Genomic DNA, 22,192 nt, shown 5'->3' on the forward strand with positions numbered 1-22,192 from the left:
GATTGTCGATAAATGACTGGGGTTGCCTAGGTTTTTGGCTGCTTAGGACAAACTCCTCCATTTAATGCCAGTTCTAAAATCTTGTCATCTTTCGGATCGCGGCATTCCTGCACTTTTTCAATAATCTCAACCAGTATTGCCCGTTCAACGAATGTCTCCAAAAACTCATCTCGCTCTTCACTCGTTACAAAGCGATTGAATTTCTCCCGCCCAAGTACATCACTGAGTTCTTATAACAACTCAAGCGATAACAAAACTTCTCCGTGTTTCAAAGCATATCGAAACGCTTTCGAGGGATTACCGTTCTCGAACAGCAACGAACTCACAATCACATTTGTATCGAAAACGTAACGTGCCTTACTGCTCATTCAAAATTGAGTCTAAAATTTCTGGTGTCAATCCTCGCTCTTGCGCCTTCTGGCTGATGTCACTCATGACTTCTTCCAGTTTTCTTTTTTCACGAGTTGCTTGAGTCAGTTTTAACACATCTTTCATTCTATCCCACCCCTTGCGTTGTCACTCACGCCAAGCGACTGCCTAGCCATCTGTTTGTATTCATCCAAGTCCGACCTCAGCGCAAATTCCGCAATTGCTATGGGATAAGAAGCAGCCAGTTCAGTTACGTGTTCTGCCATCTCCGGCCAAATGCGCCCGCCCACCTTGGCGTATGCCGAGATCAGCTTATTGAGAGCGTCTTTACCAAACGTAAGGTAATGGGCGACAAAATCAATCGCTGGGTCAGTGACGGCTGCTTCAGTCCAGTCAATAAAGCCGGTCACCTGTGCCTGTGCATTAATAAGAATATGCCCAGCATGTAATTCACCATGAGTTAACACCGTTTCTTTCGGCCAAATCTCATCCCTTTGGAGCCAGTATTGCCAACGGTTCCACAACTCTTCAGCAACACCAAACTCGCTCTTAACTGTATCCATCTTCCGCTTCATCGCAGCACGTGCTTCTTCAGCGGTTTCAACAGGAAGACCTACTGCGCGTGCTTTCTCGATGCTAACTTGATGAAGAGAAACCATACCCTTAGCCAGCGATTCATGGAATTGATCGGGCACATTAGCTTCGTCAATTTTCCACACATAGGCTTTTGCTTCTGAATCAATCGTGCCCGCTGGCACACCGTTTAATGCCCTATAAGCGATGAGTTCATCTGTGGAAACAGTCCATAGCGGCACTTCCACAGTTAGAAGAGGAGCAATCAGCTCCAGCGTGCGTTTTTCCTTGTCCACTAACAGCAGAACATCCTCCCGCCTAGGGAGACGTAAAACCCAGCGTTCTCCCTCAGCGTTCGTCGCCAACACGACTTGAAAATCGAGTCCCGATTCATTAAATTGCAGTGAACCTTCTTGGATGCTCAAACCATGCTTATGGGCTAACTCAAGCACTTCTTGCTTTGATTTTGTCTTTTTGATCATGTCTTTATATCACTGTGCATCAAGAATGCCGCGTGCAGCCACACAACTATTTACTATACGGAAATCTTCCGTATAATTATCTTCGTTGATGGCAATCTATAAGCATTACAGGCATTCTTTCTCATGATATACAGAATTTTTCTATATAACGTCTACATCCAGATGTTATACGGAATTTTTCAGTATTATTACCCGATTTGGGATAGTTATCCAGAATTTTTCCATATAATACCTCTTTTCGGATATTATACAGACGCTTCCCGTATAATTACCCTGTCTTGGGTAGTTACACTGAATTTTCTTGGCTCTTTTTCGGACATTAGACGGAAACTATCGGTATAAGTACCTTATTTGAGCTAAAGTAATATCTCACAGAGGCGGCGCGTCAGTTCCGCCCAGCCAGCACTCGTTCGGCACTTAAATCCAAGCTTGGGAAAGTGGCAGATATGATGCGTTCTTCTCCTACGTATGCAACAGCATCATAGAACCCTTCTACTAGGGTGCATACCGTTACTACCTCTTGAATCGGATCAATAATCCAGTATTCGGGAATTTCGAGGACGGCATACTCGGAACGCTTGCTGCGGTAATCTGTAGTTTGAGTAGATTCGCTAACGACTTCCACTACGAGTATGGGGGGAGGTTCGTTGAGTTCGATGACTGCTTCCCGGTTGAAGAGTGCTTCCCACTGCTCTATTGGTAAAACTACCACGTCTGGAACCCGCGAAGTGTCCCAGCGCCCCCCGCGTGGCGAACGAATACCGACGGAAAACTTTTGTGCTGTCCAATTCCTTCCCATCTTGGCACTTTCATCATCGAAGGTTCGTTCTAAAAACTTGGAGATTCCGCCATGCTTCCCAGTACCAAGACTCATGGGAATTAATTCTCCATCAACCAATTCGTATTGGGTATCCGTGCCATCGTCATACTTGAGATACTCTGCAAAAGTCAGTTTCTTGGTTGCTGCGGTCATAGCGATCGCGCTCTTCATCAATGACTCAATACAGCTATTGTATTCCAGACAATGCTTCGTCTTCGCGCCAAGCACCTGTTCAAGCCGCTTTGCGTCTACGTGCCTTGCCGGTTTGTACAATAGACATCTGCACTAATTGTAAATACACCAAAGGAAGCTTGGGAAATATGGCGCGTCTAGCACTGCTGAGTGTATCTAATAAAACAGGATTAATTGACCTTGCCCGTAGCTTAGTAGAAGAATTTGACTTTGAATTCATCAGCAGTGGAGGGACAGCCAAAGCACTGAAAGATGCAGGACTACCAGTTACGAAAGTTGCTGATTACACAGGTTCTCCAGAAATTCTAGGTGGTCGGGTCAAAACGCTGCATCCTCGAATTCATGGCGGCATTTTAGCACGGCGTGATGTGCCTGAAGATGTCGCAGATTTGGAAAATAATCAAATTCGCCCGATTGATTTGGTTGTGGTGAATCTTTATCCTTTTGAAGAAACTATTGCCAAACAAGGAGTGACTTTACCTGAGGCGATCGAGCAAATTGATATTGGTGGTCCTGCTATGCTCAGAGCTGCTTCAAAAAACTTTGCCCATCTCACAATTTTATGTGATCCGGCGCAGTATGAAGAATATTTACAGGAAATGCGCCGCTCTAGTGGCGAACCATCCCTAGACTTTCGCCAAAGGTGTGCCTTAAAAGGATTTTTGCATACGTCTAGCTATGACCAAGCAATAGCAGCATACCTCAGCCAGAACCTCACCCCCTCAGTCCCCCTCTCCGCTAGCGGAGAGGGGGAGGTATCCCAAGAATACAATCTTTCTGGAAAACTCCTGCAATCCCTTCGTTACGGCGAAAATCCCCATCAAAGTGCAGCTTGGTATCAAACTGGTACTACGCCAACTGGATGGGCAGCTGCTACTAAACTTCAAGGCAAAGAACTCAGTTACAATAACTTGGTTGATTTAGAAGCAGCACGGCGCATCATTTCTGAATTTACCGACATCCCAGCAGCAACAATTATCAAACACACAAATCCCTGTGGTGTCGCTCTGGGAAATACTCTGCAACAAGCTTACCAAAAAGCATTCAACGCTGACTCTGTTTCTGCTTTTGGTGGAATTGTCGCACTGAACCGTCCGATTGACGCGGAAACGGCTACTGAGTTAACAAAGACATTTTTAGAATGCGTGGTTGCACCAGGTTGTGATGGGGAAGCACAGGAAATTCTGGCTGCTAAATCAAAAGTCCGGGTGTTAATTTTACCAGAATTAAGCAGTGGACCGAAAGAAACCGTAAAAGTCATAGCAGGCGGTTTCCTTCTGCAAGCTTCAGATGACACGGTAGCTGACACCAGTAAATGGCAAGTTGTCACCGACAAGAAACCTACTGACGATGAGTTAGCAGAATTGTTGTTTGCTTGGAAAGTTTGCAAGCACGTTAAGTCTAATGCAATTGTTGTAAGTGGCGATCGCACCACCTTGGGTGTAGGCGCAGGTCAAATGAACCGCGTTGGCTCAGTTAAAATTGCTTTAGAACAAGCTGGGGAAAAAGCGCAAGGTGCAATTTTAGCCAGTGATGGATTCTTTCCCTTCGACGATTCAGTCAGAACAGCAGCAGCAGCGGGAATTAAGGCGATTGTGCAACCAGGAGGAAGTTTGCGCGATCAAGATTCCATTCAAGCTGCCAATGAACTCGGTTTACTCATGGTGTTGACGGGTATTCGTCACTTTTTACATTAAAAATCCCTGTCCAAAGGAGGATGTGGACATAGGTATAAGCCATAATACATCGAAAATTACTTGTGCCTTATGCCTCAAGAGGGAGTGCAGTTGCCAAAGTGTCACTTACTATAACAGTCATTAGAATTGACCCGTGATATTGTTTATATGGTGTGAGGAGTAAGTTGAAAACAGAAAGCGCCTGGAGTCGAAACACGGCAAGACGTCCAGGCGCTTTTTGCTATCTTATGGAGGTAGTAAAGGTTCAGTTTTGAAAGTGTCACTTGCCATACTTGTGTTTTCAGTTGGAGGGTGTTATTCTCTAGTTGTGTGTGAGGAGCAAGTGTAAAGCAAAGAGCGCTGGGGGTGGAAACACGGTAACACTCCCTGGCGCTTTTTGTTTTAGCTGACTCCGCAATTCATCTCTCACTTACCCGTTAGGGGAGTCATAAGATGAATTGCGGGATAAAAACGAGGTACACCCTCTTTGATTGGTGCGACAATAAAAGGTGTCGTGATGTTTTCTTTTCGTGGTTCCGGTAAAGAATGTATCCACTCATCAACAAGGCTAGTAGACATCTCCAGAAATTAATTGTGCGTTGTCTACAATCCTTGTAGAGACGGGCTGAATGAAAGCGTCTCTACATTGTTTTTCACTCCTATGTCTAGCTAGGCAGGCGGGAGTCCCCAGACCATAATCTTTGATTTGGTGTGGTGGTGAAAGCCGAGTGAGTTGAGGAGCGTTCCGCTTCATAAAGCATGGACAAATATGCGAGCGCCTTGGTGGTCAGTCGCTGAGATTAGTTAGATTTGGTAACTATGTGATACGAAAACCGCCTCGCCACCGCCTCAAAGAGAAATCTTTCTTGGGTATGAATGGATAAGGCGGTCTTGTTGTCTATTTCAGACCCAACCCCACACCCTTTTTAACAATTAGTGAGAACTGGAAAGCAAGTCTTCTTTCACGAAGATCTTAATCTCAAGGGTTTGACCAAACGCAACAAGGCAAAACAGGCTGATGATGGGACTTTTCTACCTAATGGTCAATCTGCTAAGTCAGGACTGAATAAATCCTGGTCTGATGCTGCGTTTGGTAATTTCTTTAAGACGCTGGACTACATAGCCGCAAAAGCTGGAGCAGTCGTCATTGGGCAAAAACCTGCTTATTCGTCAATGATTCTGTGCTATCGGGATGAAATCATCTTCACCGATTGCGACATTCGGGACTATTGGGATGAGCAACATTCTTTGAAGGTTGACCGCGATATCAATGCAGCAATCAACCTAAAAAGGCTTGGGTTGGGCATTTTCCCAAGCATAAAACGCCGTAGTGGGAAGTTAACCGTAGTTGGAACTATGGATCACAGTACCACGAAGGAAATCCTGCACACCCTTCATCGGGCTGTTGGAAGCCTACCCTGTAATCTTTGATTCAGGGTAGGAGTATGTCACTGAGAGTACTGTCTATTTCAGCAGACTATAACAGGAACTTATGATATCTGCGGTTAGTAATCCTTACATTTAATCTTTTAGTTTTCATCACATATATATCAATACAGTTCACTTAAGGCTATGCAGTGCTTAACAGAAGGAAAACGCGAGGATTCGTTATTGTTCCAGTACCTCTGTGTTTGACGGTTTTCGAGCGAAATTTTGATACAAGCTTTTTTACAACCCTTGGGTTGTTTCTATGAACCCCACTCTCTTCTAAGGGTAGGAGAAAGGCGATCGCCCCATATAGTATCGCATTTCATCAAAAATTGCTATAATAAAAATAAAAAAAATATTAACGTTATTTTAAAAAATTAAAATTCATGATTTGTAATTAGTAATTCGTAGTTACTCGCTTGATTACGAATTACTAATTCTTTGGTAATATTTTATTTCAAAATAAAAAAATCTTAAATAGACTATTTAATAATTGAAGTATATGTCAAAGAGCTTAACACCCGACTCTTTCAGCCCTTGGAATATTTCCGAAAGTGACTTTCCGTCTAATGGTAGTCCTTCTGAACAACTAGAATTTTTATTAAACTATGCAATCCTGGCTCCATCGGGACACAATAGTCAGCCTTGGCTGTTTAAAATCGCTCACGAAACTATCGAACTTTATGCTGATAGAACCCGTGCTTTACCTGTCTGTGACCCCCAAGACCGCGAATTGACTATGAGTTGCGGTGCAGCACTGTTTAATTTACGCTTAGCAATAAGGCACTTTGGCTACACCGATGCAGTAAAAACTTTTCCTAACCCTGAGGATCCAGATTTGCTGGCTCATGTGTGGTTAGGCGATCCCACAGAGGAAAATGAAGAGGAACATCTGCTGTTCGCGACAATTACTAGGCGGCACACCAATAGGTTACCCTTCCAAAATTGGGACATTCCAGAAACGCTGCTTTCTATTATGCGAACATCTGCAGTTCAGGAAGGTGCCTGGCTTACTACAATTGAAGGCGAAGGCGATCGCAATGCGGTGGCTAATTTAATTGCAGAAGGCGATCGCATTCAAATGGCAAACCCTCATTTTCGTCGCGAACTAGCTGCATGGATTCACCCCAGTCGTAAAATCACCCGTGATGGTATGCCTGCTTATGGCCAAAGTGTCAGGCAACTGCTGGACTTTGTCACCCCCATTGTTGCCCATATTAATCGTACCTTCGACATAGGCAGAGGACAAGCAGCAAAAGATCGGGAATTAGCTATTGGGTCACCTATTCTTGCGGTTTTAGGAACCGATGAAGACACTCCCGTTCACTGGTTTAGTGCTGGACAGGCGTTAGAGAGAGTTCTGCTGCTTGGACAGGCGGTTGGTGTTTCTGCATCGTACTTGAATCAACCTATACAAGTGGCACAACTGCGTCCTAAACTCCGAACTCTTCTAAATAGAGCCGGTTATCCCCAGATATTGCTGCGTCTTGGTTTTGGTCCTGAAGTAAAACCCACACCTCGAAGAGCAGTCAGTGAAGTCCTTTTATCTGAGTAATACTAAAAACTATTAAACTTCATAAAGTTTTATACAGCCGTGTATCAAGATTTTAAATATAAATACTTGCCATATAAAATTACAAGTATAAGCACTAACTACCCAACAAATTGCCACGTAAAGAAAAGTAAAGCTTGAAAACTAGTTCGTAGTAAGCGCTGTCTTCGCGCTTAGCGCTTACTACATACCTTTAATTATTTACACCGACCTACTTACAACGGCTGGACGAATAGCTTTATCAAAGCTATCCGATAGTATTTACCCCACTAACCGCAAGCCGATTACTCTTTTATATTACTGGACTTGGTCTCTAAAGAGTTTACTCTTTCCCTCAAAGCACATTCAAACCAAACTGCTCGTGGAAGCGCTCTTCCGTGATGTCTGCAAGTGGGTAACTTTTGTGACATCCTCCCCCACTGAATCAGAGATTACAGTGGGGGCTTCCAAAGAATCACTTCTTGGATTTCCTGGTTTTTCCCTTACGGGGTTGTGACTTTGACCTAGACTGATTTTCACCAGTCCCCGGCAAACCGTCTGCACAGGCACTTTCGATTCCCGTCTGTCCAACGGTACTAATTAGTTTAATTCCTCTATTTCTGAGTCACTGGTTGCCAAAAACTTGGACAGTCCCACATCAACGCCAATCGGATGACCGTAGGGCATTGGAGCGGGAACGTTGTCATCGCATTGCAAGTTAATAGATGCGTACCAGCGGTCTGCTTTTCTCAAGATTCTTACCTGCTTGGCAGTGCGGCTTGCACCGTCAAAAAAGCACCTGTTAGATTGACGCGAATAATGTTCTCAAAAACGGCTTCGTCAGTGCTGCCAACAGGCGTTCTTCCAGAGATACCAGCATTGGCGAAGACAATGTCAGTAGACCGAAAACTTTTGTAAGTTGAGGAAAGAATAAGGGTTTCAGGCGACGTTTCTGTGACTGACGAGAGCGATTGCGCTCCGCGCAGTGCCCTTTGGGCAATCGCTTGCCTGGGCTGGAGAACTGATCTACAACCTATTGCTCAAAAAGCAGATGATACGGGCACTCTGGCGGATTGTGTACACGGGCGTCAAATGAACGGATGGTAAGCCTTCTAGAAATCTTTTCGGTCTACTGAATGTCCAAATTGCCAAACCGTTGACCAATCTTATCGAAAAGGTCAGTGCGGGCAGTGGAGTCCGTCACATCTGCACGGTAGGCAACAGCGTTCGGACCCAACTCCTCAACAGCGGCATCCAGTGTCTTTTGATCGCGTCCAGTAATAGCAACTTCAGCACCTTCACGAATAAAGACTTGAGCAGTAGCAAAGCCAATGCCGCTGTTGCCTCCAGTAATCAATGCCTTTTTACCTTCAAGTTTCATAGAACAGTCTCCTTATCTGTATTATCTGTAATTGGTGGATTCAGCCAGAGCCCGCCATTTTGCCGTCTCTTGCTCAACGTAAGCGTTCTTCTCGGCGATCGCCACTTGATTACCTAACGTGAGTTGTCATAAAGCGACGGATACGAGCTGCAATCGCATCCCCTTTTTCTTCTAGGGCAAAATGTCGCCATACGACTCTCTTTGTGCTCACTGTGTAAAGCAAACTTAGATGTTGCAACGGGCATTGCTATCAATGTTTGCATGATTTCAATATATGCAATTGTCTCTAACTTGTCGTCCACGTTGAGTTGAAACTTTTTTACAGTAGAGTGATTGATAAATCAGTCCATCTCAAAATGGAACGTTGGCTCCAACTAAAGGTGGAATCCAAATTCAAACCTTATTTAACAGTGAACAGTACCAGCCGCAGTTATCAGTTAAATCCTTGGGGGAAACACCACACTCCTGTGCACCGTTCGTCGTCAGACGTGCCGTAGGCATAGGCGTTGGTGGCGGTGAGCGCATCCCCCACCATACGCCTGACTGACTGATAACTGATAACTGATAACTGATAACTGATTTAATAACACCCGCGCTTAGGATTCAACTTTTCGTACAAGCTTGCTGCATCAAGATACGGTTGTTTTTATACACCTCTAAAGTTCCAGACTGCGGGTTATCCAACGTGCCATCCCACACCCAATATTCATAATTTGCATTCCGAAACTTATACACTCGAACACCTTCTGTCGCTTGGCTAGTTCCTGAGCCCAAACTTAAATTACCGTTGGGACTGGTCGCGCGATACAGCAGTTCCCCGGAAGTATAATTGCGCCAAATATTGATGTTGTAGCCACTCTGGCATTTCGTACTTAGGATGATGCCAGCAGTAGAATCAGCAGAGGCTCTTAAGGAAAAATTAGCTAAAATAGTGATTGGCAGAGCAAGGAGTAACACGGATCTTTTCAGTAGTGTTTTCATTGTTTTCAAGAGTGTTGTAGAACTAATTAAACTGAAATCGTTCACATCGAATTGCTTCGACATTAATGCGAGATTGACGAGCGAGGTTCCTCTACCCAAACTCAAATTAGCGTTAGGACTTGTCGAGTGATAGAGTAAGCTGCTATGGCTTTGGCTCCCGGAGGTAATTCCCTCTATGTCATCCGTCGTGTTAGACACCGGCAGCTTGAGGGAAACGTTTTTCAGTATTCGTATATTCCGGTACCCAGCCTTCAGTCGTCGTGAAGTAGCGCACAGCTTTAATCCGTTGCGATGGTGTTAGATAAAACCAGTGCTTAGTGTTCGCTGGGACGTTGATGTAATCCTCTGCTTGCACCGTCAACTCGACCTGAGTGCCATCAGGACGCACAAAGCCAAATACCCCATCACCAGCAATGATGTAGCGGACTTCAGGGTCAGTGTGGTAGTGAATTGGGTCAAACTTAGCCAGGAGAGTGCTGAGGTTTGGAACCTCTGGATGCAGCACAATTAAGTCACGAGACTGATAGCCGGCTGTTTGCTTGAGTTCTTTAAAGTAGCCATCAAGCGCTTCCAGAACCTGTGCCTTCTCCTCATCGCTGAGAGCATCCTTTGCTAGTAGATTTTGAACGTCTGGATTGTCTCCAATCGACCAGCGCTTTAGCTGAACATTTAAGGGAGCCAGTTCCCGCGCGATATCATCTACCTGAGTGTAAGTTGTACCATCTTCAAGTTTTAGAATTGCCATAATACATCTCCATTTGTAATTGATTGGGCTGTAGCTCTACAAGGGCTGTACACTTTAGGGATAACTCTAATGTCGTCGTAGTATTGGGTGTCCACTTCCATCTCCTTTGAGTTTGACGTTACGCCATTGCGTCTACAACCTCGTTCGTGGACAGAACTGCATTGGCAATATACCCAAAGTTGATCAGTTAGATATGTTGTCTAGTACCGGTTGCAGCCGATTGTTCAACTGCATTTATGAGACGGTGCAAAATCACAGCATCTGCAAATGTCGGTGCCGTTTTTGTTGCATTTTTAAGGTCGGCAGCCAGTAGGGCATAGTTATTGGAAACAGTCGTTGCTATTCTCCCTATATCTGCATTTGCCGTTACATATTTTTGCGGGACATCAAGGTTCCGCACAGCAGCATCTTCACCTTGAGCGCCTTGGACTTTAGTTTCGCCAACTCCAGGATAGCCAAGCGAACTTGTGACAATCAAATCGCCTTGCGTTCCATTAATCTCCAATCTGAAATTGCTGCCACGTGATAAACCACCTCGAAAATGGGCAGAAACCACGGCACCGCTTTTCATTCTACCGCTGATGACAATTTGATCTGGCGTCTCCATCGCAACGATAGCGCCTGTTTCGACTACCTGCGCCGTCTTCCTCCTAATGTCTAACGTTGCCATGACCTCACTCAAGTCAGAGCCCAGCACATAACCCACAGAATCAATCGCATGCGCAAAGGCAACGTTTATCATGCCGGCGCCATTTTTCGGATTCAAGGTGTAAGCAAATTGTTCAGGAATCATTGCTCCGCCGATTATTCCTGAACCAATAAGTGAAACGGACAGAACCTCGCCTACATAACCGTCGCGAATTAAGTCGCGAATGAAATTCACCTCCGGCGTTGCGCGGGACTGCAGTCCCACCACCGCGTGAACCTTGTATTTTTTAGCGAGTTGCTCCAGTTCGACTGCCTCTTGCAGTCCGTTACCCAAAGGCCATTCGCAATAAACCGATTTTCCAGCCCGGATTGCGGCGCTCACCAATTCAAAGTGATATGGCACTTTGACCGTAACGACAACCAAATCCACATCCGGACACGCCAACAGATCCTCGTGAAGTTGGAAGGCATGTCGCACATTAAACTTGAGTGCCGCTTCACGCGCCACATCTAGATTTGAATTTGTCAATGCAACGATTTCAAAATCGGGTGATGCTTGCAGCGCAGGTAGATGGGCGGTCATAGCCCATCCACGCGAGGGATGGACACCAATGATACCAACGCCGATTTTTCCGTTTTTCATGCTAATTATTCCTTGATTACATTTCGATTACAACCCGTCCGGTGATTTCACCAGCCAAAGAGCGCCCGCTGCGCTTCGGCCACTTGTTGAAGTGGAAAAACTCGGTCGAGGTGAACTTGCAACAGAAGCGCGCGAGAAAGCAAACGAGATTTACTGTCCATAGTGGTTACAAGCGCGAATCAGCTTCTCGATAGAAAATATCTAAACCATCGATTGCGATCGTGTGAAATGTAGTCATGGAATGGCTCCTTGTTTATAGAGGTGAAAGTCTTCTTCCAATCGTTCAATTGAAAAATTAACGCATCGCGGAAGTCCCCACCTTCAATGTACTCATAAGGTGGGGATGGACACCGGACGACGACGAGGGCATCCCTAAACGGTAATAACCTGCGGTTATTCAGTGTGAGGGATGTTTCAGGAGTCGTCAATCTCCGGTGTCGGCAGTCGGTCAATATAATCTTCAATTATTTGAGTTACTGTTTTCTCCTTCAACGTGGCATAGTTTTTTAGTTTGTTGAAACGCCTTTCTGATATACGAATATGCACTTCTTTTGTTTTCATAAATATGTCCACAATATAGACATATTTATGCCAGTATATAAATGGTCGATGACCCACCTGACTGTATGGAACATAAAAGCTAACTTCAAAGTAGCGGTTCGACGCTTGCTGAAGAAACATGACTAGATCGGGGAAAGAACATGACCACTGGTTCGCACGATTACGCTCTGCGGTAAAAGATAAGCCAAGCCATGTTGTACGTAAAGCTATACACCTGCGGGAGGCGGGTGTCTGCCTGTGGACGCGGAGTCAGACCAAATCAAACACGAAAGCCAGTACTGCAGGAGGGTTTCCTGACCTAGGGTTCTGGCGTGTTTGAGGAGGCATCGGCGGATGAAGCGGGAAGCCCACTCATACGAATAAGACCGTCGTTGCGGAACTGGAATTGGAAGCCCCTTTTTCAGCGAAGCACTCATGGGGTACTTCACATGCGCTCCCACACCAACTCGAAAACTGTTTCAACGCCATCACTCAAAACTGGCGGCGTCGAGAGCGTTACTCGGTTCTCACTCAGAGTAAAGGTGCGAACTAACGTTGTACCAACCCGATTAGGAATCGATGCAATTTCGATTTGGTGAGTCACTGTGTTGTGACTCAACGTATAAGTTCCAGCGTAAGCACTAAATGTCATGAATGCTTGAGCAAGCTCTTCAACGGGTAGGGATTGCATTTCTGGACTTAACGGCGATTGAACCTCTTGACTCAGCGGTGAGCGATCGCTTCTGGAAAACATCACCATCATGTGACCATCCAATGTGTAAGTGATGTAGCCAACAGGATGAGTACCATACACCTGTGAGTTAATCGTTCCATCTGGCTGGATGGCGATTGCAGAAATTAACTTCCAAATGCCAATTAGCGGATTATTTTGAATCGCTGGTGTAGACATAATGTTTAGCCGTTGCTTTATAGGTTTTCGCTGTTTGTAACGGGTTTCAACACAAAATCAAACTCAGCCGAGAAAAACGGTTTATTTTGATTGTGCGCCTTGAGTTCATCCGGTGCTTCGTGCTTTTGCAATTGAATGATCGCCGCTCGCACTGCAAAGGTTGTATCTGAATCCAGGTGAGGATCGCCAGCAATAAAAATTTGTGTTGTCAGCGAAGTGTACTCCGGGGCACTGACTTTGAAATGGATGTGAGCCGCCCGCCAGGTATGCCGTCCCAAGAGTCGCAGCAACTCGCCAGATGGACCACTGGCTGGCACGTTGTAACCTAGGGGCACCACAGTTTCAAACATATACTTGCCACTGGCATCTGTTTTGAAACGCCCTCGGAAGTTTCCCTGAAGCTGAGATGAATCCTGAATGTCATACAGTCCCTTGGAATTCGGTTGCCACACATCAATCAGGGCATTAGCGATCGGCTGACCGTTGACATCTAAAACCCTGCCTGACAGGAAAAGCGTGTCGCCTTCTGGATCAATGCCCAAGCGATCGCCCATCTGCCGTTCTGGTGCATTCGGCACATACAATGGTCCTTCTAAATTGCTTTCTGTGCCGCGATGAGCATCGCCCAGCAGTTCTACCAACTCTGAGATCCCTAGTAGGTCCGTCAACAGATGGATCTCTCCAGTGGGAATCTCCTGAGTGTGATGACTTGCCTGGTTGAGAAAATTACGTCCCTGCTGTAATTCTGATTCAGTTAAATTCACCTCGCGCACAAAGTCATGTAAATGTTGAATTAAGCTTGTGTAAATTTCATATAGTCGTGGATGAGATTTGCCGCGATCGCCATGATTAACGACAGCTTGAGTGATAGTGTCAAGCGTGATGTTCTGCATGATTGAACTCCTTTTTAGTTACGTTATTAACTTACTGGTTCGCCTGTTTTAAAAAAGCGCATTGAAGTAGACCTGGGAAGCGCTGTTCAAACTCTTGCGATCGCTTTTAGAGCGCTTCAAATCTGTGCCATACCGCCATCGACAAACAGCTCGATGCCGTTCACAAAGCTGCTGTCGTCTGAAGCGAGAAAGACAACGGCTTTGGCAATTTCATCGGGTGTGCCTACTCTTCCCAAGGGGATGGTGCTGGCTTGGCTATCCACGAATTCCTGCACCTGCTCACCACTCAGTCCCAAGTGATCGTAACCAGGAGTAGGAACTACGCCAGGACTAATAGCGTTAACCCGGATCTTGCGCTCTTTGAGGTCGAGTGTCCAATTACGGGCAAACGATCGCACGGCCGCTTTAGTCGCACTGTAAACACTGAAGGCTGGGGTGCCCATGATAGAAGTGGTTGAGGCGTTCAGAATGATGGAAGCGCCCTCTGGCAACAGAGGCAGTGCCTTCTGCACGGTGAACAGCAGACCTTTGACGTTAGTGTTGAACGTTTTGTCAAAGTGTTCTTCGGTGATGGAGCCGAGTGGGGCGAGTTCTCCACCGCCAGCATTGGCGAAGAGCACATCGAGGTGTCCTTGCTCTTGCTCGATTGTGGCGAACAGGCGATCGAGGTCTGCCAGTTTGGAGGCATCGCTCTGAACACCCGTGACGTTTTCACCAATCGCTTTCACGGCGGCATCAAGTTCAGTTTGGCGACGACCGGTGATGAAGACATAGGCACCTTCGGCAACAAAGCGCTTGGCAGTGGCAAGACCGATGCCGGAGGTACCGCCGGTGACAAGAGCGACTTTTCCTTCTAGTTTTTTCATTTTGGATGAGTCCTGTAATTGTTGAGGTTGAAAGAGTTGCTTGTAACAGATGGCAAAAAGATGATAATTTACTCGTTCGGCTCTACGACATTCGATATCTCCAGCAGCCTTAGATCTTGCAACGGGCATTGCTATCAATGTTTGCATGATTTCAATATATGCAATTAACTCTAAAAAGTCGTCCACGTTGAGTTGAAACTTTTTCACAGTAGAGTGATTGATAAATCAGTCCATCTTAAAATGGAAGGTTGGCTCCAACTAAAGGTGGAATCCAAATTCAAACCTTATTAAAAGGGAACAGGGAATCCCTATGACTAAGCTAGGGGGCTGTCTTACCGTATGGCAGAGCACAAAGGACTTTTTTGTATAAAAATTGACATTTTTTTCGTTTTGTGCGCCGCAGTATGCCTCGTCCCTTTCTTTGATAAGAGTTGCTTACAAACTGACAATCCCTCATCTAAAATACAAGATTTTGCGATCTGCCGAACGCTCATGCTGAGCGCTTTGCGCTTAGGCAGCAGCGAAGCTATCCCACCTGAATCGCGAGGGGCTACGGCTTCAGCCGAAGGCAAGCCGTAGGGGGAGAGCGGGCAAGCGATGGGGTTCGATACCCCTGAGCTTGCCAACTTTCTACACTTGTGGTAATATTTTACCTATGAATCAAGTACTGACGCTAGTTGTAAGACTTCAACCCGACTCAGAGCAGTATGCCAAACTTAAGGATACTGCAACCGAGTTCGCGTCGTGCTGTGAATTCATCAATTCTTCGGTCAAACCGACTTTAACTAATCGCAACTCAATCCAGGCAGTCATCTACAACGATGCCAAAAACAAGTTCAACTTGGTGTCTAACCATATAATCAGGGCTTGCGCTAGAGTTGGAGCTAATCGCTTAACTGCCAAGCACAAAGGTAAGAAAGTTAAGGCATTTAAGCCGACCAGTTTTGATTGTGATAAGGATACTTTTACCTTCAGAGAAAAGGACTGGACGGTTAGTTTAAGTACGGTTAGGGGAAGAGAAAGGATTTCTCTAAATGCCAGTAACTACCATCGTGGTAAATTAGCAGGACAAAAGCCAACTTCGGCTACTGTCTGCTTGCACCAAGATGGTAATTTTTACGTGCATATTCAACTGAAATCTCAGGCTCCGAAATCAAACCGAACAACTAACGTAATCGGGGTTGATTTCGGACGTAGGGAAATTGCTAAAACTAGTACAGATAAGGGTTGGGATGGAAAACAAATAAATCAAATCCGAGATAAATATGCCAGAGTGCGAGCTTCTTTACAACGCAAAGCTTCCCAAGGCACAAGGTCTACTCGTCGTAGAGCAAGACAGATTTTGAAACGGTTATCGGGAAGAGAAAGAAGATTTCAACAATGGCTGAATCATAATATCAGCAAGAGCATAATTGCCGAAGCCAAAGATAACAGTTGTACGGTAGCAATAGAAGATTTGACAGGAATTCGCGAACGTACAAACGAACAGCCCAGGAATAAAACAGAGCGTAGGCGTTCTAACTCTTGGGCGTTTTATCAGTTGCGATTTTTCCTAGAGTACAAGGGGATAAAAGAAGGCGTAAAAGTAATAACTGTTCCCCCTGCTTATACAAGTCAAACCTGCAATTGTTGCCTGCACATTGGCGTAAGAACCGATAAGAAATTTAAGTGCATTAATACGAACTGCGGTTGGATCGGGGACGCAGACACTAACGGTTCTTTGGTAATTGCTTTGCTTGGGGGCTGCCTTGTAAACCAGCCCGATAAAGGTTCCTGGTTGTCTTGTCCTTTGGATAAGACTGTTGGAGGGCTATTAGAAGCTCCCGCCTCCGCGTAAGCAAGGCGGGAGTAGTTTACCTGTAGAATGTGGGTATCTTTAGATAATAGTTTGGTTTTTTCGTCTTTATGACAAGAACGAGGATTCATTGCAACTGGCGGTAAAAGAAACGATCGTTGCCTATTGCAGATGTTTCTTCAGTTCAGCCGCTGCGTGGACAAAAAGAGAACGGGTTGCCGGAAGCTCAGCCAAACCATTCAGCAGTCCGAAGTCATGAATCATGCCGTTGTAGCGCACGGTTGTCACGTCTACCCCGGCTTCATCTAGCTTGCGTCCATACGCTTCGCCTTCATCATGCAAAATATCGCTTTCCGCGAGCTGAATTAACGCCGGAGGCAATCCTTTTAGCTGCTCAACAGTAGCCTGTAAGGGGGAGGCATAGATGTCTTTGCGCTTTTCTGGGTCAGGGATGTACATGTCATACATCCACTTCATTGTAGATGTGCTCAAAAAACGTTTCTCGCCAAATTGGTGATAAGAATCCGTTTCAAAATTAGCGTCTACGAGCGGCCACATTAAGATTTGCAACTTAATATGCGGACCCCCTTTCGCTTTCGCCATCAACGTGGTTACCGTTGACATGTTACCGCCGACACTGTTTCCGACTACTGCCAGATTTTTGCCATCAACACCAATCTCCTCACCATGTTCGGCGACCCATTTGGTAGCGGCATAGATCTCATTGATAGCTTGTGGATACTGAGCATCTGGAGTTGGAGTGTAGTTGACAAATACAGCCGCAAAACCTGAAAGCACGACGAGATCGCGAACCATGCGCTTGTGTGTTGGATAATCGCCCAGCACCCAACCGCCGCCATGAATAAAGATGAAAACAGGCAATGTGCCTTTGACACCTTCAGGTCGCACGATATTGAGCGTAATCGGATAACCGTCAGCGGTAATCGTCTTCTCAGACTCCTCAATGCCTGAAAGATCGACTTTAACGGAAGCCTGTCCATCCACAAGTACTTGACGTGCTTCGAGTGGAGGTAGTGTCTCTAAACCCACACCACTTGAATTCAACACTTTCAAAAATTCCTTCGTTTCTCTGGAAAGACGCGGATCATCTGCGACTTCCAAAACTTTTACCGCTTGTGAGTTTTCTTGAGTAACCATTACGTTCTCCTTGTCGCCTCTGCTAAATTCTTGTCAATCTCAACACCGTAGTAACTAACGTTGGCATCCGCATCAGTACCTGTTGCCATGAAATATGCCAGTTTGCAATCAGTGCCACAACTCCACGACGAATATATTCAAATTCGATGCGTTCTACTCGTCCCAGTTTCATGGGTTGAGCCGGGTAAGCTCTCTGCAAAGCTTGGATGCCTGTCATTTCATCGGTACTGACTACATGGATACCTTTGTCGAGTAATTCTTTTGCCTTCAGATGTAAAGAACAGATGTATTTTACTGCAATGCGTGCGTCTTACTCTTTGTCGTTTATGACCAGGTTCTGTTCATTGGTATTGACGACATGCACTGCTAGCAGGCGTGCGGGTTCAGTATCACTGGTATTTGCGCTGACACGATGATGATCGCCAGGTAATTCAAAAAAGTTCTCACCAGCGTGATACACCTGCTCCGGATTATCATTGATTTTGCTACGAATCGCACCTTCCAGGACTGTTGCATAGATGAAAGACGAGTCTGGATGGGTGTGAGGGAGCGATGAGACACCTGGCGCATATTCGACCAACTGGACTTTCATGCTCTTGCCGGGCACATTGGGAAGGGCATGATCGAAGACCAACGTTACCTTTTCAGCCAACACATCGGCTGAAGCTGCGAATACGGGGAGTGCTGTGAATACGGAAAAAGCTGCGAATATGGAGAGTGCTGCGAATGCAAATCCGTGAAGAAATCGAGTAAACATTTGGGTTCTCCTTGCGTGAATACAAACGTGAACACGAATTGGTGAATATAAATCAGTCTGATGTGTCCTCATGCTGAATCAAGCCGATCGCGGATCAGACATGTGTAGGTTGAGTTGAGCTTTGCACGCGCGAACGCAGTTGCGGGATGTTGGGCTTTGTGTCCTCAACTCAACCGATGTCAGCATTGAATTCTCATTGCTGATCTTTAAGCGATAGAGCGGTTGAGCCAGTCCTCGAAACGGGTCGAGCCGATGAGCGAGTTGCCCTGCGGAACGAGCTGATCGTTCAACGCTGCACCAAAGTAACGGGCGTGAGTGTCTACAACCACCTGACGTGAGTCGTGAGTTGCACTCAGGAATTGGCGGATGATTTCCTCGAAACGGAACCGCTCTGGACCAGCTAAATCGATAATGCCGTTTACTGGCGCTCCCAGTGTGATATCGACCAACGCGTCAGCAACGTCCTCCGACAGGATGGGCTGGATAAAGGCAGAGGGCAAGCGAACCGTTTGTCCATCGGTGGGGAATTGAGCGATGATCGTCTCGATGAACTCAAAGAACTGCGTAGCGCGAACAATTGTATAGGGTATTGCTGCGGACTGGATCAACTTTTCCTGAGCAACTTTCGCACGCATATAGCCGCTATCAGGGATGCGATCGGCACCGACGATTGATACTGCAATGTGATGAGCCACACCAGCGTCTGCCTCCGCCGCCAGCAGGTTCCGGGATGACTGAAGGAAGAACTCCAACACCGCCGCATCCTCAAAGGAGGGTGAATTCGTCACATCGACAACAACTTGAGCACCCACTAACACCTCAGCCAGTCCCTCACCTGTAACAGCGTTGACACCTGAAGAAGGGGATGCTGCCACCGCCTCATGTCCGCGCTCCTGTAGCTTGCTCACAAGCTTCTTACCAATCAGCCCACTGCCACCAATGACAACAATTTTCATGACAACACCTCTGATAGTTTAAAGAACATGGTTGTTGAGTTTTGAGCCATCCGCAGTGAGTTGTTCTCAACTGAGATGGCTGTTTCCACCCGCTTCAAGTGGCGCACTTTCTGCCTGAGAGCATCGTGCTCAACGATTCTTGCGACAGAACCCAAAATTTTGCATCCGGTTAGCCCAGTCGCTTATTTGATCTCAGCCGGGTCAAACTCGGTAACTCGTCCCGGACGAGCAGCCAGAAAGACATCGTAGGAAGTACAATAGGCAATCGTGACATCATTAACTTTGTTATAAAGATGAACCACGGTATTCGCTCCTCCGGGTTGAAGAGCAATGGGTTCCAGGTCGCCAAAAAAGAGACGACGAATGGTATCACCGCTGCCCAATTCATCCCTTAATTTCCGTAACAGAGCCAGTTTCCCTTCTAGGGTTGGAGGGGTTGGATCGGCTGGATTCGCTGCTTGAGTCATAATTGTTGTTCTCCAATGTTGTTGAAATCTACTGGTCAAACTTTTTCATACCCAGACGCAGTCAATTTGCGATGAAACCATGCTGCTTAGGTAAGTGGCAGGTTTCCGTTTAACTAAGAGCCACGGTGGTGTCAACCCAGGAAGCCGCACCTTCACCTTCTGGAGCACTCAACCTTTACCGTTTGGATCACTAAACGTTGAAATGCTCTACTTTGTTTAGCTAAATCGCCGTAAGCCCCGCGCTCGCTTCTGGCGGGGATACATCGAGCCGACGAGAGCGAGTACCCCGCACCATTTGAGCGTCGGGATATAAGGCGGGTCGCCGTAGGAACGGAGGCGACCAATAAATGTAGTGGGTTGGCGATAACTTAGCATAACTCACTACCTGTGCTAAACTACTGCAATGCTAACCATGAACTACACGTACCGAATTTATCCAGCCGCCAACCAGCAAGCTCAAATGCTTGCCTGGTTAGAAAGTTGTCGCAGGCTTTATAACTATGCCTTGCGAGAACTCAAAGACTGGATGAATAGTCGCAAGTGCATGGTTGACAGGTGTTCTCTGGAAAAGGAATACATCATCAGTGCAGATGTCCCTTTTCCGGGATACATGGAGCAAAAGCGTCAACTGCCTGTACTCAAGGAAACATGGACAGGACTCAAGGATGTTCATTCTCAGGTATTGCAAGACGTAATTAAACGCCTGCATAACACTTGGGAGAACTTCCGCAAGCGAAACTTTGGGTTTCCTAGATTTAAGAAGTACGGACAATTCAAGTCGTTTCTGTTTCCGCAGTTTAAAGAGAGTCCCATCGTTGGGCACCAAATTAAACTGCCCAAAATTGGTCTTGTTCCTATAACCTTGCATCGACCTATCCCTGATGGGTTTGCTGTTAAGCAAGTCAGAGTATCGTCTCGATGCAGAGGAACTCAATGGTATATCGTCGCAACCATCCAATCGGATGTCAGCGTTCCTGACGTACCTGTTCATGGTCGTGCTATTGGTATTGATTTGGGACTGGAGCGGTTTATCACCTCTTCTGATGGCAGTTATGTCGAACGTCCGAAGTTCTTTAAGACTGTGCAAAGTAGGCTGAAAGTGCTGCAACGCAGAGCCGCAAGGAAACAAAGACGTTCTAAAAACTGGGAAAAAGCACAGATTAAGGTAGCCAAACTTCATCACCATATCGCCATCCGTCGCAAAGACTTTCATCTGAAAAATGCCCACAAGCTTTGCGACCAAGCGCAGACTATTTTTGCAGAAGATCTGAACACTGTTGGACTCAATAGAGGGATGCTCAGGAAAGAATGCGTTGACGCATCGTTTGGAGCATTCTTGAGTTTGTTGGAATGGGTTTGTTGGAAGCGTGGGGTGTACTTTGAGAAAGTCAACCCCAATGGCACATCCCAGACTTGCCCCAATTGCCAAGCGGCTGTGTCTAAAACTCTTGAGGATAGAGTCCATAATTGTCCTGAGTGTCAATACTCTACTCATCGCGACCATGCTGCGGCTCAAATGGTGTTAATTCGTGGGCTTGATAATGTAGTACCCGTGGACGACGGGGAAAGGAAACTGCCTGGTCTTGCCGTACTGTCAGGGGCTTTTTGCCTAGATAAGTGGTTATCCAGGAAGGCTCAAGAGCGATCTTGAGAAGCCCGCGCTCTACCCGGAACGGGTGAGCGTCGGGAGAAGTCACCTCCTTCAACGGCAATTTTCACCAGTTTTTTGTTGACAGAATCTTGGCGAGCACTCCCGGCAAAAGCGAGAATTTTGGCAGTGATCATGAATTTCTCCTAGTTTTATCATGATGAGTCTATGGTTGTTGAGTTTTGAGCCATCCGCTGTGAGTTGTGAAACCACGAGAACTTACGCTTGATCGGCCGTGTTTTTCACTCATGGCATTCCCACACCGGTACGTAAACCGGAACAGTAGGGGACGATAGTGGTTAAAACCGTTGAGAGGAACTTATATTGCCTTCTCTGGTGGCTGAATCGTTCTCAACGCCAATACACTAATCCAACATCCCAATCCATCGACAATTAACATCAGGTAAGCGGTGACTTGGAAAAGCAAGCCCCATCCTTCAAAGGAAACTTGAGAAACATGATCGGGGCTAATGACCAAGTGATGATTGTAGATTGCAGAAAGGAGTGAGCCTGCCATTGAACCCAGCAAGAGCCAGCTACCGATGCGGTGGAACGGCGTCCAGAGTAAACCCGCTGCAATAATGGGAGCCAATATCACCACAACACCCACAAACAAACCCTGAAGCAGAGAAAGGGGAACTGGGATTTCCTGATGCGCTAAGCCGTGCAGTCCATGAAGGAGCGCGTGCATGACTACGATCGCTGTTCCATATTGAGCAATCTTCATCTTGTC

The 22,192-nt window shown here is 46.2% G+C and carries 29 protein-coding genes; 6 read left to right on the forward strand and 23 right to left on the reverse strand.

The features are described 5' to 3' along the window. Nucleotides 1-26 precede the first annotated feature (26 nt). The 4 genes from ACM0OZ_RS27945 to ACM0OZ_RS27960 all read right to left on the reverse strand — a co-directional run bounded on the left by ACM0OZ_RS27945 (nucleotide 27) and on the right by ACM0OZ_RS27960 (nucleotide 2,397). Nucleotides 27-161: a hypothetical protein gene (locus ACM0OZ_RS27945; RefSeq protein WP_414586101.1), complete on the reverse strand. Its 135-nt coding sequence runs from the start codon at nucleotides 159-161 to the stop codon at nucleotides 27-29. Nucleotides 162-357: 196 nt separating this feature from the next. Continuing rightward, a complete protein-coding gene (locus ACM0OZ_RS27950) occupies nucleotides 358-495 on the reverse strand; it encodes a hypothetical protein (RefSeq protein ID WP_414586102.1) in 138 nt (45 codons plus the stop codon). Next, a complete protein-coding gene (locus ACM0OZ_RS27955) occupies nucleotides 492-1,424 on the reverse strand; it encodes a macrolide 2'-phosphotransferase (RefSeq protein WP_414586103.1) in 933 nt (310 codons plus the stop codon). Before ACM0OZ_RS27955 ends, ACM0OZ_RS27950 begins: the two co-directional genes overlap by 4 nt. A gap of 385 nt (nucleotides 1,425-1,809) precedes the next feature. Continuing rightward, nucleotides 1,810-2,397, reverse strand: a complete 588-nt coding sequence (locus tag ACM0OZ_RS27960) for a Uma2 family endonuclease (RefSeq protein ID WP_414586104.1) — start codon at nucleotides 2,395-2,397, stop codon at nucleotides 1,810-1,812. Between the two features lie 167 nt (nucleotides 2,398-2,564). On the opposite strand from ACM0OZ_RS27960, the gene purH reads away from it, so the two are divergent. Further along, the gene (gene purH / locus ACM0OZ_RS27965) at nucleotides 2,565-4,133 is read left to right on the forward strand and encodes a bifunctional phosphoribosylaminoimidazolecarboxamide formyltransferase/IMP cyclohydrolase (protein WP_414586169.1); all 1,569 of its coding nucleotides are present in this window, start codon (nucleotides 2,565-2,567) and stop codon (nucleotides 4,131-4,133) included. 405 nt (nucleotides 4,134-4,538) lie between these two features. Here purH and ACM0OZ_RS27970 read toward each other — a convergent pair whose 3' ends face one another. Further along, nucleotides 4,539-4,691 (reverse strand): hypothetical protein, encoded by a 153-nt coding sequence (locus ACM0OZ_RS27970; RefSeq protein ID WP_414586105.1) that lies wholly within the window; start codon nucleotides 4,689-4,691, stop codon nucleotides 4,539-4,541. Nucleotides 4,692-5,048: 357 nt separating this feature from the next. On the opposite strand from ACM0OZ_RS27970, the gene ACM0OZ_RS27975 reads away from it, so the two are divergent. Both ACM0OZ_RS27975 and ACM0OZ_RS27980 read left to right on the forward strand, forming a co-directional pair. Next, a complete protein-coding gene (locus ACM0OZ_RS27975) occupies nucleotides 5,049-5,543 on the forward strand; it encodes a hypothetical protein (protein ID WP_414586106.1) in 495 nt (164 codons plus the stop codon). 499 nt (nucleotides 5,544-6,042) lie between these two features. After that, nucleotides 6,043-7,095 carry an Acg family FMN-binding oxidoreductase gene (locus ACM0OZ_RS27980; protein WP_414586107.1) on the forward strand — a complete coding sequence of 351 codons (1,053 nt, stop codon included), beginning with the start codon at nucleotides 6,043-6,045 and terminating at the stop codon, nucleotides 7,093-7,095. Nucleotides 7,096-7,671: 576 nt separating this feature from the next. Here ACM0OZ_RS27980 and ACM0OZ_RS27985 read toward each other — a convergent pair. The 3 genes from ACM0OZ_RS27985 to ACM0OZ_RS27995 form a co-directional block, all read right to left on the reverse strand. Continuing rightward, the gene (locus ACM0OZ_RS27985) at nucleotides 7,672-7,824 is read right to left on the reverse strand and encodes a hypothetical protein (protein WP_414586108.1); all 153 of its coding nucleotides are present in this window, start codon (nucleotides 7,822-7,824) and stop codon (nucleotides 7,672-7,674) included. A 5-nt stretch (nucleotides 7,825-7,829) separates the two neighbouring features. Then, the gene (locus ACM0OZ_RS27990) at nucleotides 7,830-8,108 is read right to left on the reverse strand and encodes an SDR family NAD(P)-dependent oxidoreductase (protein WP_414586171.1); all 279 of its coding nucleotides are present in this window, start codon (nucleotides 8,106-8,108) and stop codon (nucleotides 7,830-7,832) included. A 92-nt stretch (nucleotides 8,109-8,200) separates the two neighbouring features. Continuing rightward, on the reverse strand, nucleotides 8,201-8,452 hold the full coding sequence (locus ACM0OZ_RS27995) for an SDR family NAD(P)-dependent oxidoreductase (protein ID WP_414586109.1): 252 nt from the start codon (nucleotides 8,450-8,452) through the stop codon (nucleotides 8,201-8,203). A gap of 364 nt (nucleotides 8,453-8,816) precedes the next feature. Between ACM0OZ_RS27995 and ACM0OZ_RS28000 the strand changes: the two genes are divergently transcribed. Further along, nucleotides 8,817-8,999 (forward strand): hypothetical protein, encoded by a 183-nt coding sequence (locus ACM0OZ_RS28000; protein ID WP_414586110.1) that lies wholly within the window; start codon nucleotides 8,817-8,819, stop codon nucleotides 8,997-8,999. Between the two features lie 56 nt (nucleotides 9,000-9,055). On the opposite strand, the gene ACM0OZ_RS28005 is transcribed toward ACM0OZ_RS28000, so the two are convergent. From ACM0OZ_RS28005 to ACM0OZ_RS28035, 7 genes are all read right to left on the reverse strand, one after another. Next, nucleotides 9,056-9,631 carry a hypothetical protein gene (locus tag ACM0OZ_RS28005; RefSeq protein ID WP_414586112.1) on the reverse strand — a complete coding sequence of 192 codons (576 nt, stop codon included), beginning with the start codon at nucleotides 9,629-9,631 and terminating at the stop codon, nucleotides 9,056-9,058. Next, complete coding sequence (locus ACM0OZ_RS28010) at nucleotides 9,624-10,178, reverse strand: 1,2-dihydroxy-3-keto-5-methylthiopentene dioxygenase (protein WP_414586113.1); 555 nt, start codon at nucleotides 10,176-10,178, stop codon at nucleotides 9,624-9,626. The genes ACM0OZ_RS28005 and ACM0OZ_RS28010 overlap by 8 nt, the downstream gene beginning before the upstream one ends. A 187-nt stretch (nucleotides 10,179-10,365) precedes the next feature. After that, nucleotides 10,366-11,469, reverse strand: a complete 1,104-nt coding sequence (locus tag ACM0OZ_RS28015) for a Gfo/Idh/MocA family protein (RefSeq protein WP_414586114.1) — start codon at nucleotides 11,467-11,469, stop codon at nucleotides 10,366-10,368. Between the two features lie 414 nt (nucleotides 11,470-11,883). Further along, entirely contained in the window at nucleotides 11,884-12,030 is a 147-nt protein-coding gene (locus tag ACM0OZ_RS28020) for a hypothetical protein (RefSeq protein ID WP_414586115.1), read from the reverse strand. A gap of 424 nt (nucleotides 12,031-12,454) precedes the next feature. Beyond that, nucleotides 12,455-12,919: a lipocalin-like domain-containing protein gene (locus ACM0OZ_RS28025; RefSeq protein ID WP_414586116.1), complete on the reverse strand. Its 465-nt coding sequence runs from the start codon at nucleotides 12,917-12,919 to the stop codon at nucleotides 12,455-12,457. Between the two features lie 17 nt (nucleotides 12,920-12,936). Then, nucleotides 12,937-13,812, reverse strand: a complete 876-nt coding sequence (locus tag ACM0OZ_RS28030; protein ID WP_414586117.1) for a dioxygenase — start codon at nucleotides 13,810-13,812, stop codon at nucleotides 12,937-12,939. Between the two features lie 116 nt (nucleotides 13,813-13,928). After that, a complete protein-coding gene (locus tag ACM0OZ_RS28035; protein ID WP_414586172.1) occupies nucleotides 13,929-14,678 on the reverse strand; it encodes a glucose 1-dehydrogenase in 750 nt (249 codons plus the stop codon). A 655-nt stretch (nucleotides 14,679-15,333) separates the two neighbouring features. On the opposite strand from ACM0OZ_RS28035, the gene ACM0OZ_RS28040 reads away from it, so the two are divergent. Further along, nucleotides 15,334-16,515, forward strand: coding sequence for an RNA-guided endonuclease InsQ/TnpB family protein (locus ACM0OZ_RS28040; RefSeq protein WP_414586118.1), 1,182 nt, complete (start codon nucleotides 15,334-15,336; stop codon nucleotides 16,513-16,515). A 120-nt stretch (nucleotides 16,516-16,635) separates the two neighbouring features. Here the strand turns inward: ACM0OZ_RS28040 and ACM0OZ_RS28045 are convergent, their stop codons facing one another. From ACM0OZ_RS28045 to ACM0OZ_RS28070, 6 genes are all read right to left on the reverse strand, one after another. Next, the gene (locus tag ACM0OZ_RS28045) at nucleotides 16,636-17,631 is read right to left on the reverse strand and encodes an alpha/beta hydrolase (RefSeq protein WP_414586119.1); all 996 of its coding nucleotides are present in this window, start codon (nucleotides 17,629-17,631) and stop codon (nucleotides 16,636-16,638) included. 22 nt (nucleotides 17,632-17,653) lie between these two features. Continuing rightward, entirely contained in the window at nucleotides 17,654-17,848 is a 195-nt protein-coding gene (locus ACM0OZ_RS28050; protein WP_414586120.1) for a hypothetical protein, read from the reverse strand. Between the two features lie 93 nt (nucleotides 17,849-17,941). Continuing rightward, nucleotides 17,942-18,388, reverse strand: a complete 447-nt coding sequence (locus tag ACM0OZ_RS28055; RefSeq protein WP_414586121.1) for a cupin domain-containing protein — start codon at nucleotides 18,386-18,388, stop codon at nucleotides 17,942-17,944. 206 nt (nucleotides 18,389-18,594) lie between these two features. Next, the gene (locus tag ACM0OZ_RS28060) at nucleotides 18,595-19,344 is read right to left on the reverse strand and encodes an SDR family oxidoreductase (protein ID WP_414586122.1); all 750 of its coding nucleotides are present in this window, start codon (nucleotides 19,342-19,344) and stop codon (nucleotides 18,595-18,597) included. 182 nt (nucleotides 19,345-19,526) lie between these two features. Next, entirely contained in the window at nucleotides 19,527-19,811 is a 285-nt protein-coding gene (locus ACM0OZ_RS28065) for a hypothetical protein (RefSeq protein WP_414586123.1), read from the reverse strand. A gap of 216 nt (nucleotides 19,812-20,027) precedes the next feature. Continuing rightward, entirely contained in the window at nucleotides 20,028-20,186 is a 159-nt protein-coding gene (locus ACM0OZ_RS28070; protein WP_414586124.1) for a hypothetical protein, read from the reverse strand. A gap of 37 nt (nucleotides 20,187-20,223) precedes the next feature. On the opposite strand from ACM0OZ_RS28070, the gene ACM0OZ_RS28075 reads away from it, so the two are divergent. Beyond that, nucleotides 20,224-21,462, forward strand: coding sequence for an RNA-guided endonuclease InsQ/TnpB family protein (locus ACM0OZ_RS28075; RefSeq protein ID WP_414586125.1), 1,239 nt, complete (start codon nucleotides 20,224-20,226; stop codon nucleotides 21,460-21,462). Here the strand turns inward: ACM0OZ_RS28075 and ACM0OZ_RS28080 are convergent. Then, nucleotides 21,447-21,596, reverse strand: a complete 150-nt coding sequence (locus tag ACM0OZ_RS28080; protein WP_414586126.1) for a hypothetical protein — start codon at nucleotides 21,594-21,596, stop codon at nucleotides 21,447-21,449. The genes ACM0OZ_RS28075 and ACM0OZ_RS28080 overlap by 16 nt on opposite strands. Before the next feature lie 182 nt (nucleotides 21,597-21,778). Then, a complete protein-coding gene (locus tag ACM0OZ_RS28085; protein WP_414586127.1) occupies nucleotides 21,779-22,186 on the reverse strand; it encodes a hypothetical protein in 408 nt (135 codons plus the stop codon). Nucleotides 22,187-22,192: the final 6 nt, after the last annotated feature.

It is taken from the genome of Scytonema sp. PCC 10023 (assembly GCF_963920835.1).
Classification (GTDB): Bacteria; Cyanobacteriota; Cyanobacteriia; order Cyanobacteriales; family Nostocaceae; genus Kalymmatonema.